This is a genomic window from Enterobacter sp. 03-F-07-AD-ECC, assembly GCF_047530935.1.
Taxonomy (GTDB): Bacteria; Pseudomonadota; Gammaproteobacteria; order Enterobacterales; family Enterobacteriaceae; genus Enterobacter; species Enterobacter cloacae.
Genome location: NZ_JBLKBZ010000003.1, coordinates 329,764 through 341,532 on the forward strand (window position 1 = coordinate 329,764; position 11,769 = coordinate 341,532).

The following is an 11,769-nucleotide window of genomic DNA, read 5'->3' on the forward strand; positions in this document are numbered from 1 at the left end:
CGACCTTCTTCGCATCCTCGCGACTAATGACAACCAACACCCCCATGGGTGAAGCCTCTCATTAGCCGCGCGAACCTCTGCAAGGAAGATCATTTATAGCAACAATACAATAGTTTCCAGTGAATTGCTGCGGTCCGGTTGAAAAAAGGGGCCATCAGGCCCCCTTTTCTGAAACTCGCAAGACTTAGCGACGCAGACCCAGACGCTCGATCAGCGCGGAGTAACGTGCAACATCTTTACGTTTCAGGTAGTCGAGCAGTTTACGACGCTGAGAAACCATACGCAGCAGACCACGACGGCTGTGGTGATCTTTTTTGTGCTCTGCAAAGTGACCCTGCAGGTGGTTAATCTGTGCAGTCAGCAGTGCAACCTGAACTTCGGTAGAACCGCTGTCGTTAGTACCACGACCAAACTCAGAAACGATTTTAGCTTTAGCTTCAACGCTTAGAGACATTTTCAAACTCCAAAGTATAAAGAATGTAAGGATGCCGATCTCTAATTCAGCAATCCCCGTATACGCCCCGCAAAATTGTTAAACAATTTGCCGGACGTTAAGCCGCGATATTCTACTCGCCTCACCGGTTTACCGCAAGGTGAGCTGATATCGCCGTCAGCCTTCGACCGGGTATTCCACCACCAGACGGCGGGGCGCAACGCGTCCTTCACCGTCCATTTCACCCATGCCGATAAACTTACCGTCATCCCCTTCGGTCACGCGTACCAGGCCTTCCAGCGGTGCATTCGTGGTCCGAACCGGGTTTCCGTTCTTAAAGTAAACGGACGATGTTAAAGGAAGATTAACAACCGGGAAGTCGGCCGCCGGGCTGTCCATAGGCATCAGCAGCGGGTCAAGCAAATCTGCCGCGGCAACACCCTGCGCTTGCGCCTGTTCAACCAGCGCGTGCAGATGCTCAAGGGTCACCATCCGCTCAACCGGATATTTACTGACGGCCAGGCGACGCAGGTAGATAACATGCGCACCGCAGCCCAGCTTCTCGCCCAGGTCATCGATAATAGTGCGAATATAGGTGCCTTTCGAACAGTGCACTTCCAGCTCCAGTTCGTCACCCTCGTGGCGAATAAAGAGCAGTTCATACACGGTAATCGGGCGGCCTTCACGCGGCACTTCAATACCCTGGCGCGCATATTCGTAGAGCTTTTTACCCTGATATTTCAGTGCAGAATACATCGACGGCACCTGCAGCGTATCGCCACGGAAGCTCTCCAGCGCCGCATCCAGTTGCTCTGCGCTAAACGTCACAGGACGCTCTTCCACCACCTGACCATCGGCATCGGAGGTGTCCGTGCGCTGGCCCAGCCTGGCGATAACGCGATAACGCTTATCGGAATCCAGCAGGTACTGAGAAAACTTTGTTGCCTCCCCCAGGCAGATGGGCAGCATGCCCGTCGCCAGGGGGTCCAGCGCGCCTGTATGGCCCGCACGGTTGGCATTATAAATACGCTTCACTTTTTGCAGCACGTCGTTGCTGGATGCGCCCTGGGGTTTATCCAGCAGCAGCACACCATGCACGTCGCGGCCACGACGACGAGGACGACTCATCAGTCCTCCTTGCTGTCGTCCGCCGGGTTAACACGACGTTCGTCGTCATGTTTCACCACGCTGGTCACCAGGTTGGACATACGCATACCTTCGACCAGGGAGTTGTCGTAGAAGAAGGTCAGCTCAGGCACGATACGCAGACGCATCGCTTTGCCGAGCAGAGAGCGGATGAAACCAGAGGCTTCCTGCAACGCTTTAATGCCATTTTTCACTGCCGCTTCGTCCTGATCGTTCAGGAACGTCACGAACACTTTGGCATACGCGAGGTCACGGGACATCTCCACGCCGGACACGGTGGTCATCATGCCCACACGCGGATCTTTAATTTCGCGTTGCAGAATGAGTGCGATCTCTTTCTGCATTTCCTGCGCTACGCGCTGCGGGCGACCAAATTCTTTCGCCATAATAAATTCTCCAGACAAAAAAGGGGCTAAAGCCCCTTTTTAAAATTATTGCCGGGTGGCACGAGGCGATCCCGGCCGACATATGGACCTATCCCAACAGGATTAGTCGATGCTGCGTTGGATCTCGATGATTTCGAACACTTCGATCATATCGCCAACGCGAACGTCGTTGTAGTTCTTCACGCCGATACCACATTCCATGCCGTTACGGACTTCGTTAACGTCATCTTTGAAGCGGCGCAGAGATTCCAGCTCGCCTTCGTAGATAACCACGTTGTCACGCAGTACGCGGATTGGGTTGTGACGCTTGATGGTACCTTCGGTAACCATACAGCCCGCGATCGCACCGAATTTCGGCGATTTGAACACATCGCGCACTTCGGCCAGACCGATGATCTGCTGTTTCAGCTCTGGAGACAGCATACCGCTCATCGCTGCTTTCACTTCGTCGATCAGGTTATAGATGACGGAGTAGTAACGCAGATCCAGGCTTTCTGCTTCGATCACGCGGCGAGCAGACGCATCAGCACGCACGTTGAAGCCAACCAGAATGGCGTTAGAGGCAGCCGCCAGGGTTGCGTCGGTTTCGGTGATACCACCTACGCCAGAACCGATGATCTTCACTTTAACTTCGTCAGTAGACAGTTTCAGCAAGGAGTCGGAGATCGCTTCCACAGAACCCTGAACGTCAGCTTTCAGTACGACGTTCACTTCGTGAACTTCGCCTTCAGCCATGTTCGCGAACATGTTCTCGAGTTTAGATTTCTGCTGACGAGCCAGTTTAACTTCACGGAATTTGCCCTGACGGTACAGTGCAACTTCACGCGCTTTCTTCTCGTCACGCACAACGGTCACTTCGTCACCAGCAGCCGGCACACCGGACAGACCGAGGATTTCCACTGGAATGGACGGACCTGCTTCCAGCACTTCCTGACCCAGTTCGTTACGCATCGCACGAACACGACCGTATTCGAAACCACACAGGACGATATCGCCTTTATGCAGTGTACCTTCGCGAACCAGAACGGTAGCCACCGGGCCACGGCCTTTATCCAGGAAGGATTCGATAACCGCGCCGCTCGCCATACCGTTACGGATCGCTTTCAGTTCCAGAACTTCAGCCTGCAGCAGGATCGCGTCCAGCAGCTCGTCGATACCAGTACCTGCTTTCGCAGACACGTGTACGAACTGGCTTTCACCGCCCCACTCTTCTGGCAGGATGCCGTACTGGGACAGTTCGTTTTTAACACGATCTGGATCCGCTTCTGGCTTATCGATCTTGTTCACTGCAACCACAACCGGCACACCCGCCGCTTTCGCGTGCTGGATAGCTTCGATGGTCTGTGGCATGACGCCATCGTCTGCAGCAACAACCAGAACAACGATATCTGTCGCCTGAGCACCACGAGCACGCATTGAGGTAAACGCGGCGTGGCCTGGGGTATCCAGGAAGGTGATCATACCGTTGTCGGTTTCTACGTGATATGCACCGATGTGCTGGGTAATACCACCCGCTTCACCGGAAGCCACTTTTGTAGAACGAATGTAGTCGAGCAGAGAGGTTTTACCGTGGTCAACGTGACCCATGATGGTCACAACTGGCGCACGCGGTTCTGCCGCAGCACCGGTATCACGGTCGCTCATTACTGCTTCTTCCAGCTCGTTTTCACGACGCAGGATAACTTTGTGGCCCATCTCTTCGGCAACCAGCTGTGCGGTTTCCTGGTCGATCACCTGGTTGATGGTCGCCATTGCGCCCAGTTTCATCATCGCTTTGATGACCTGAGAGCCTTTAACCGCCATTTTGTTCGCCAGATCGCCAACGGTGATGGTTTCGCCGATCACAACGTCACGGTTAACGGCCTGAGCTGGCTTCTGGAAGCCCTGCTGCAGGGAAGAACCTTTACGCTGTTTGCCGCCTTTACCGCCACGCACGGCTGCACGCGCTTCTTCACGGTCAGCTTTAGACTCGGCGTGTTTGTTGCCTTTTTTCGCCGGACGCGCTGCTTTCGCATTGCGACCACGGCCACGGCCGCCTTCTACTTCACGGTCGTTATCATCTTCAGCCTGACGCGCGTGCTGAGAAGTGGTCACGTGATAGTCGCTGGTATCTTCAGACTGCTCAGCGGTATCAATACCGTTCTTCTCGTTTTCTTCTGCCATACGGCGCGCTTCTTCAGCCACACGACGCGCTTCTTCTTCAAGCTTGCGGCGTGCTTCTTCTTCGGCTTTACGCTTCAGTTCGGCAGCTTCATTTTCACGACGGGCTTTTTCAGCCTGGGCGGTTTTGGTCATTTCGTCTGTCTGTTGATTGCTCACTTTGTCTTTTTCCGCAGCTTCACGCTTCACTTTTTCACTTGCGTCGCGTTTCGCTTTTTCTGCGGCCTCACGTTCAGCTTTTAATTCTGCCTCACGTTTGGCAGTTGCTTCTGCCTCACGCTGAGCTTGTTCTTCCGCTTCACGCTGTGCCTGCTCTTCCGCGGCAAGGCGCTCTGCCTCTTGCGGATCACGTTTTACAAAGGTGCGCGTCTTGCGGACTTCAATTTGTACCGATTTACTTTTGCCACCGGTACCTGGAATATTCAACGTGCTGCGCGTTTTGCGCTGCAGCGTCAGCTTGTCAGGCGCAGAGCCGTGTTCACGGTTGAGGTGCGCTAACAAGGTTTGTTTTTCGTTTGCCGTCACTGAGTCATCAGCGGTCTTCGGGATCCCTGCATCAGCAAATTGCTGTACCAGGCGGTCCACGGAGGTCTGAATCTCAGCAGCCAGCGATTTTACAGTTACATCAGTCATGCTGTTCCTTCCTGCTACAGTTTATTACGCTTCGTCGCCGAACCAGCAAATATTACGTGCGGCCATGATGAGTTCGCCGGCTTTCTCGTCGGTTAAACCTTCGATATCAGCCAGGTCATCAACGCCTTGCTCAGCGAGATCTTCCAGCGTACAAACACCACGGGCAGCCAGCTTGAACGCAATCGCACGATCAAGACCTTCCAGATTCAGCAGGTCATCAGCCGGCTTTTTATCGCCAAGGCTTTCTTCCTGAGCCAGTGCCAGGGTGGTCAGTGCGTTTTTAGCGCGTTCACGCAGGGCTTCAACGGTTGGTTCATCCAGACCGTCAATTTCCAGCAGCTCTTTCATTGGCACATAGGCCAGTTCTTCCAGCGTAGAGAAACCTTCTTCTACCAGAACCGTGGCGAACTCTTCGTCAATGTCCAGGTATTTCGTGAAGGTATCGATCGCCGCATGGGCTTCAGCCTGATGCTTGGCCTGCAGGTCATCAACGGTCATCACGTTGAGTTCCCAGCCGCTCAGCTGTGACGCCAGGCGTACGTTCTGACCGTTACGGCCGATTGCCTGCGCCAGGTTACCCGCTTCAACAGCGATATCCATGGTGTGTTTGTCTTCGTCAACAACGATAGACGCCACATCCGCCGGAGCCATTGCGTTGATCACGAACTGCGCCGGGTTGTCATCCCACAGAACGATATCGATACGTTCGCCGCCCAGCTCGGTAGAGACCGCCTGAACACGCGCACCACGCATACCGACGCAAGCACCGACCGGGTCGATACGCTTGTCGTTGGTTTTCACCGCAATTTTCGCACGGGAGCCCGGATCGCGAGCCGCCGCTTTAATTTCGATAACTTCTTCACCGATTTCCGGCACTTCGATACGGAACAGTTCAACCAGCATTTCTGGTTTAGAACGGGTCACGAACAGCTGTGCACCACGCGCTTCAGGGCGAACGGCATACAGCACACCACGGATACGGTCGCCAGGGCGGAAGTTTTCACGCGGCAGCATGTCTTCACGGAGAATCACAGCTTCAGCGTTGCCCGGCATCCCTTCGGATTTGATCTCCAGAGAGATGTTGTCGCGGTTCACTTTCTTCACCACACCAGTGATGATTTCGCCTTCCTGATCGCGGAACTGATCGACAACCAGCGCACGCTCGGCTTCGCGAACTTTCTGCACGATAACCTGTTTTGCGGTCTGGGTGGTGATACGGTCGAAGGTCACAGATTCAATCTGATCTTCAACATAGTCACCAACATTCAGGCTTTCGTCTTCAAAACGCGCCGCTTCCAGGGTGATCTCTTTGGTTGGCTGGGTCACTTCTTCAACGATTACCCAACGACGGAATGTATCGAAGTCACCGCTTTTACGATCGATTTCTACGCGAACATCGATCTCTTGTTCGTATTTTTTCTTGGTTGCTGTAGCCAGTGCACTTTCCAGCGCTTCGAAAATCTTTTCACGCGGCAGTGATTTCTCGTTGGAGACGGCTTCAACAACAGCCAAAATTTCTTTGTTCATCGCGGGCTTTTCACCTCAATCCAGACTGTTAAAAGTGGGGAACCAGGTTCGCCTTCTGGATATTACTCAGCGCGAACACTTCATCTTTGCCTTCGACTGTTACCGTGATCATTTCACCATCAACGGCTTTGATAATTCCCTGCCATTTACGGCGGTTCTGTACGGCCATACGCAGAACGAGAGCCACTTCTTCACCGGTAAAGCGCACATAGTGCTCGGCCGTGAACATCGGGCGATCGAGGCCAGGTGAGGAAACTTCCAGGTTGTACGCAACGGTAATTGGGTCTTCAACATCAAGAACCGCACTCACCTGGTGGCTAACATCAGCACAATCATCAACATTGATGCCATCTTCACTATCAATATAGATGCGCAGCGTCGATGTGCGGCCGCGAACGAATTCGATGCCGACCAGTTCGTAGCCCAGTGCTTCGACCGGTGCAGTAATCATCTCTGTTAATTTTTGCTCTAATGTGGACAAGCCCACCCCCAAGACATAAAAAAAGGGCGTAAAGCCCAGTTATTCTGTAGTCAGATAACAAAAAACCCCGATAAATCGGGGCTTTAGATAACTGAACCCTATAGCCACAACTGTGGCCTGGAGCACTCTCCGAAAGAATTTTTTCAAATCCAGCTACGAAGGCTCTAAGTCTTCACAGTATATTTGAAAAATGACTTTATGGGAAAGTGGTTGCGGGGGCCGGATTTGAACCGACGACCTTCGGGTTATGAGCCCGACGAGCTACCAGGCTGCTCCACCCCGCGCCTGAAACGTGGCAAATTCTACGCGTTTTGGACAGAATTTGCAAATAATGCTGGGATTTGGTACCGAAGACGGGACGTAAAACCGGCGTTTAGTATATTGATAGTGAGCCCCATCTGTCAACTCAGTTTCCGCCAGGGCATACGGAGGGAAATTTTTACAAAAAACGCACGAGTCTCTTCCGGTCATCGACAAAAGATGATTAAATGAATACTCACTTATTTTGCATAAACATGCATCGAGAGCGAAAGCGGTCTTTAATCAGTCAATCACGCAGGGTTTTATTTTATGACGACGATTCTCAAGCATCTTCCGGTAGGACAACGTATTGGCATCGCTTTTTCAGGCGGCCTGGATACCAGCGCTGCACTGCTGTGGATGCGCCAAAAGGGAGCGGTTCCGTATGCATATACTGCGAACCTGGGTCAGCCGGATGAGGACGACTATGATGCCATTCCTCGTCGTGCTAAAGAGTATGGCGCAGAGAACGCACGTCTGATTGATTGTCGTAAGCAGCTGGTCGCCGAAGGTATTGCCGCTATCCAGTGTGGCGCGTTCCATAATACCACCGGCGGTCTGACCTATTTCAACACCACCCCACTGGGCCGTGCCGTGACCGGCACCATGCTGGTTGCCGCCATGAAAGAAGATGGCGTGAACATCTGGGGTGACGGCAGTACCTATAAAGGCAACGACATTGAACGTTTCTATCGTTATGGCCTGCTGACCAACGCCGAGCTGCAGATTTACAAACCGTGGCTGGACACCGATTTTATCGATGAGCTGGGCGGCCGTCATGAAATGTCTGAATTTATGATCGCCTGCGGCTTCGACTATAAAATGTCCGTCGAAAAAGCCTACTCCACTGACTCCAACATGCTGGGCGCAACGCACGAAGCAAAAGATCTGGAGTTCCTGAACTCCAGCGTGAAAATCGTTAACCCAATCATGGGCGTGAAATTCTGGGATGAAAGCGTCAAAATCCCGGCAGAAGAAGTGACCGTGCGTTTCGAGCGTGGCCACCCGGTAGCCCTGAACGGCAAGACCTTCTCTGATGATGTGGAACTGATGCTGGAAGCGAACCGCATCGGCGGTCGTCACGGCCTGGGTATGAGCGATCAGATCGAAAACCGTATCATCGAAGCGAAAAGCCGTGGCATCTATGAAGCCCCGGGGATGGCGCTGCTGCATATTGCCTATGAGCGTCTGCTGACCGGCATTCACAACGAAGATACCATCGAGCAGTATCACTCTCATGGCCGTCAGTTGGGTAAACTGCTGTATCAGGGCCGCTGGTTCGATCCACAGGCACTGATGCTGCGTGATGCCCTGCAGCGTTGGGTGGCAAGCGCTATCACTGGCGAAGTCACTCTGGAACTGCGTCGCGGGAATGACTACTCCATTCTAAACACTGTGTCTGACAACCTGACCTACAAAGCAGAACGTCTGACCATGGAAAAAGGTGAATCCGTGTTCTCACCTGATGACCGTATCGGCCAGCTGACCATGCGTAATCTGGATATCACCGATACCCGTGAGAAGCTGTTCAACTACGTTGAGAATGGCCTGCTGTCAGCCAGTTCCGGTAACGGCCTGCCGCAGGTTGAAAACCTGGAGCACAGCGATAAGAAGTAATCGAGAGAAGACATCCAAAAGGCGCCCAACAGGCGCCTTTTTTATAGCCTTCGTAGGCCCGGTAAGCGCAGCGCCACCGGGCAATGGCGGGTGGCGCTGCGCTTACCCGCCCTACAAAAGATCAGATCCACAGAATACAGACGAAAAAAAAGACGTCTTTCGACGTCTTTTTTCTGGAATATTGGTACCGAGGATGGGACTCGAACCCACAAGCCCGTTAGGGCACTACCACCTCAAGGTAGCGTGTCTACCAATTCCACCACCTCGGTACGGAATACTTACTGCGGGATATCGCTGGTTGGCTTAGCCGGTGCAGCTGGCTGAGTCTGCTCAGTTTTCGCTGGCGCGCTCAGGTTTTCCCACTCGCTTCCTTTGCTGGTCTTGTTGCTGTTGATATTGCCAAGCACCAGGCTGATGATGAAGAACAGCGTAGCCAGAATCGCTGTGGTACGGGTCATGAAGTTCGCAGAACCACTTGAACCGAACAGCGTACCGGAAGCGCCTGCTCCGAAGGAGGCTCCCATATCAGCGCCTTTACCTTGCTGCAGCATAATCAGCGCTACGAGAGCGATGGCTACAATAAGGAAAATAACTAAAAGAGCTTCGTACATAATCAACCTGTTCCTTGCGGATTTGCCGCATACCAATGCTTCGACCAATTAGCAGGATTTTTGTTTCCCACTGAAGCGGGTGTGAATACTAACCAAAGCGAATGACCTTCGCAAGGGCAATTTTGACGCATTGTATCAACTGCAGAAAAAAACAGCAAAAAGCCATTAAATGCTTAAAACTAAGGCGGCAAGCGCCGCCTTTTTAAACACTTACTGTGAAAAGTTATGCAGCTTTTACAGCATCTGCAATACGGTGCGCAAATTCAGTCACCTGCGCTTCGTCTTCGCCTTCCACCATTACGCGGATCAGCGGTTCAGTACCTGACTTGCGCAGCAGAACACGACCACGGTTGCCAAGCGCAGCTTCAACGTCTGCCATCACCGCTTTGACGTTATCATTTTCCAGCGGATCGCCTTTGCCTGCGGTGAAGCGCACGTTCACAAGGATCTGCGGGAACATTTTCATGCCGCTGCACAGATCGTGCAGACTCATATGGTTACGTGCCATCGCGGCAACAACCTGAAGCGCTGCCACAATGCCGTCACCGGTGGTGGTTTTGTCGAGCAGGATCACATGACCGGAGTTTTCAGCGCCAATACGCCACCCTTTCTCCTGCAGTTTTTCCAGCACGTAGCGGTCACCCACCTTCGCGCGAACAAACGGGATCCCCAGCTGTTTCAATGCCAGCTCCAGACCCATGTTGCTCATCAGCGTGCCAACCGCACCGCCGCGCAGCTGTCCCTGACGCAGACCTTCACGCGCAATAATGTAGAGGATCTGGTCGCCATCGACCTTGTTCCCTTCGTGGTCAACCATGATCACACGGTCGCCGTCGCCGTCCAGGGCAATACCCAGGTCCGCTTTTTCTGCCAGCACGCGTGCCTGCAGGGCACGAACGTCCGTCGCACCAACCTGTTCGTTAATGTTCAGACCATCGGGCTCACAGCCAATAGTGATCACCTTCGCCCCCAGCTCGCGGAAAACATTCGGCGCAATGTGATACGTCGCGCCGTTTGCACAGTCCACCACAATTTTGAGGTGAGCCAGGCTTAGCTCGTTCGGGAAGGTCCCTTTGCAGAATTCAATGTAACGGCCAGCCGCATCGACAATACGGTTTGCTTTGCCCAGCTCAGCGGAATCGACACAGGTGATCTCTTTTTCCATTTCGGCTTCGATCGCCTCTTCCACATCATCCGGCAGCTTGGTGCCATCGATGGAGAAGAACTTGATACCGTTATCATAGAACGGGTTATGTGAGGCTGAAATCACGATGCCGGCTTCCGCGCGGAAGGTACGCGTCAGATAGGCGACAGCAGGTGTTGGCATTGGGCCAGTAAAGGATGCTGAAAGCCCGGCAGCGGCGAGACCGGCTTCCAGCGCAGACTCCAGCATATAGCCGGAAATGCGGGTGTCTTTGCCAATGATGATCTTACGCGAGCCATGACGTGCCAGAACCTTGCCAGCAGCCCAGCCAAGCTTAAGCACAAAATCAGGGGTGATTGGAGCATCGCCTACGCGCCCACGGATACCATCGGTACCAAAATATTTACGATTACTCATAGCGTTTCTTTTCCTTCGCTGCCAGTGTGGCTTCCACCACACGCATGGCTTCTACTGTTTCTTTAACATCATGGACACGGATAATATGCGCGCCTTGCATTGCTGCAATCACCGCGCAGGCCAGACTGCCGCTCAGGCGTTCACTCGGCCCGACATTCAGCAACTGCCCAATCATCGACTTTCTCGACATGCCAACCAGCAACGGCAGGCCGAAATGATGAAACTCTGACAGGCGCGCAAGCAACGCATAATTGTGGGAGAGATTTTTACCGAAACCGAACCCCGGGTCGAGCAGCAATTTCTCTTTTGCGATACCTGCACGCTCACAGCGTGCAATATGCTCAATAAAGAAGCGATTCACATCCGCAAAGACATCCTCATACTTAGGCGCATCCTGCATCGTTTTCGGTTTTCCCTGCATATGCATCAGACAAACCGGCAGCCCGGTTTCCGCAGCCGCTTCAATCGCCCCCGGCTCGGTCAGAGAGCGGATATCATTGATGATGTGAGCACCCACTCGCGCCACTTCACGAATCACCTCTGGCTTAGACGTGTCCACGGATATCCACACCTCAAAACGTTGTGCGATGGCTTCAACCACCGGCACCACACGCGCCAGTTCTTCCTCCACTGAAACCTCTGCCGCCCCCGGACGCGTCGACTCACCGCCAACGTCAATGATGGTAGCGCCCGCGTTGATCATCAGATTGGCGTGCTTAACCGCCTCAATAAGCGTGTTATGCGTACCGCCATCTGAGAAGGAGTCAGGGGTAACATTCAGGATCCCCATCACATGCGGATGTGAGAGATCGAGATGCGAGTCCTGGGCGAAAAGTTTCATGGCTAAATCCCTGGTATTAATGTGGTTAAACAGAAAAGAAAAACCCCGGAGCAAGCTCCAGGGTTTGAGGTAC

At 53.2% G+C, this 11,769-nt stretch carries 10 protein-coding genes and 2 tRNA genes; 1 reads left to right on the forward strand and 11 read right to left on the reverse strand.

All coding sequences use genetic code 11. The annotated features are described in order from the left end of the window. Positions 1-184 precede the first annotated feature (184 nt). The 7 genes from rpsO to ACMWKA_RS06750 form a co-directional block, all read right to left on the reverse strand. Positions 185-454, reverse strand: coding sequence for a 30S ribosomal protein S15 (gene rpsO / locus ACMWKA_RS06720; RefSeq protein ID WP_013098914.1), 270 nt, complete (start codon positions 452-454; stop codon positions 185-187). Between the two features lie 156 nt (positions 455-610). Next, entirely contained in the window at positions 611-1,561 is a 951-nt protein-coding gene (gene truB / locus ACMWKA_RS06725; protein ID WP_057071237.1) for a tRNA pseudouridine(55) synthase TruB, read from the reverse strand. Then, positions 1,561-1,965, reverse strand: coding sequence for a 30S ribosome-binding factor RbfA (rbfA, locus tag ACMWKA_RS06730; RefSeq protein ID WP_003024988.1), 405 nt, complete (start codon positions 1,963-1,965; stop codon positions 1,561-1,563). Before rbfA ends, truB begins: the two co-directional genes overlap by 1 nt. Positions 1,966-2,067: 102 nt before the next feature. After that, positions 2,068-4,758 carry a translation initiation factor IF-2 gene (gene infB / locus ACMWKA_RS06735; protein WP_013098916.1) on the reverse strand — a complete coding sequence of 897 codons (2,691 nt, stop codon included), beginning with the start codon at positions 4,756-4,758 and terminating at the stop codon, positions 2,068-2,070. A gap of 24 nt (positions 4,759-4,782) precedes the next feature. Then, on the reverse strand, positions 4,783-6,285 hold the full coding sequence (gene nusA, locus ACMWKA_RS06740) for a transcription termination factor NusA (RefSeq protein ID WP_013098917.1): 1,503 nt from the start codon (positions 6,283-6,285) through the stop codon (positions 4,783-4,785). Between the two features lie 28 nt (positions 6,286-6,313). Beyond that, entirely contained in the window at positions 6,314-6,766 is a 453-nt protein-coding gene (gene rimP / locus ACMWKA_RS06745) for a ribosome maturation factor RimP (protein ID WP_014833432.1), read from the reverse strand. Positions 6,767-6,973: 207 nt separating this feature from the next. Then, positions 6,974-7,050, reverse strand: a tRNA-Met gene (locus tag ACMWKA_RS06750). Between the two features lie 286 nt (positions 7,051-7,336). On the opposite strand from ACMWKA_RS06750, the gene argG reads away from it, so the two are divergent. Then, entirely contained in the window at positions 7,337-8,683 is a 1,347-nt protein-coding gene (gene argG, locus ACMWKA_RS06755; protein ID WP_029883387.1) for an argininosuccinate synthase, read from the forward strand. Positions 8,684-8,865: 182 nt separating this feature from the next. On the opposite strand, the gene ACMWKA_RS06760 is transcribed toward argG, so the two are convergent. The 4 genes from ACMWKA_RS06760 to folP all read right to left on the reverse strand — a co-directional run bounded on the left by ACMWKA_RS06760 (position 8,866) and on the right by folP (position 11,696). Next, positions 8,866-8,952 (reverse strand) — tRNA-Leu (locus ACMWKA_RS06760). 9 nt (positions 8,953-8,961) lie between these two features. Continuing rightward, a complete protein-coding gene (gene secG, locus ACMWKA_RS06765) occupies positions 8,962-9,294 on the reverse strand; it encodes a preprotein translocase subunit SecG (protein WP_003861803.1) in 333 nt (110 codons plus the stop codon). A gap of 223 nt (positions 9,295-9,517) precedes the next feature. Then, positions 9,518-10,855: a phosphoglucosamine mutase gene (glmM, locus tag ACMWKA_RS06770; protein WP_013098919.1), complete on the reverse strand. Its 1,338-nt coding sequence runs from the start codon at positions 10,853-10,855 to the stop codon at positions 9,518-9,520. After that, the gene (folP, locus tag ACMWKA_RS06775; RefSeq protein ID WP_020687345.1) at positions 10,848-11,696 is read right to left on the reverse strand and encodes a dihydropteroate synthase; all 849 of its coding nucleotides are present in this window, start codon (positions 11,694-11,696) and stop codon (positions 10,848-10,850) included. The genes glmM and folP overlap by 8 nt, the downstream gene beginning before the upstream one ends. Positions 11,697-11,769 lie beyond the last annotated feature (73 nt).

What these genes read in the sequence shown, in the direction of transcription:
- rpsO (WP_013098914.1), bottom strand. Translation starts at nt 454, where the DNA reads ATGTCTCTAAGCGTTGAAGCTAAAGCTAAAATCGTTTCTGAGTTTGGT.
- truB (WP_057071237.1), bottom strand. Translation starts at nt 1,561, where the DNA reads ATGAGTCGTCCTCGTCGTCGTGGCCGCGACGTGCATGGTGTGCTGCTG.
- rbfA (WP_003024988.1), bottom strand. Translation starts at nt 1,965, where the DNA reads ATGGCGAAAGAATTTGGTCGCCCGCAGCGCGTAGCGCAGGAAATGCAG.
- infB (WP_013098916.1), bottom strand. Translation starts at nt 4,758, where the DNA reads ATGACTGATGTAACTGTAAAATCGCTGGCTGCTGAGATTCAGACCTCC.
- nusA (WP_013098917.1), bottom strand. Translation starts at nt 6,285, where the DNA reads ATGAACAAAGAAATTTTGGCTGTTGTTGAAGCCGTCTCCAACGAGAAA.
- argG (WP_029883387.1), top strand. Translation starts at nt 7,337, where the DNA reads ATGACGACGATTCTCAAGCATCTTCCGGTAGGACAACGTATTGGCATC.
- secG (WP_003861803.1), bottom strand. Translation starts at nt 9,294, where the DNA reads ATGTACGAAGCTCTTTTAGTTATTTTCCTTATTGTAGCCATCGCTCTC.
- glmM (WP_013098919.1), bottom strand. Translation starts at nt 10,855, where the DNA reads ATGAGTAATCGTAAATATTTTGGTACCGATGGTATCCGTGGGCGCGTA.
- folP (WP_020687345.1), bottom strand. Translation starts at nt 11,696, where the DNA reads ATGAAACTTTTCGCCCAGGACTCGCATCTCGATCTCTCACATCCGCAT.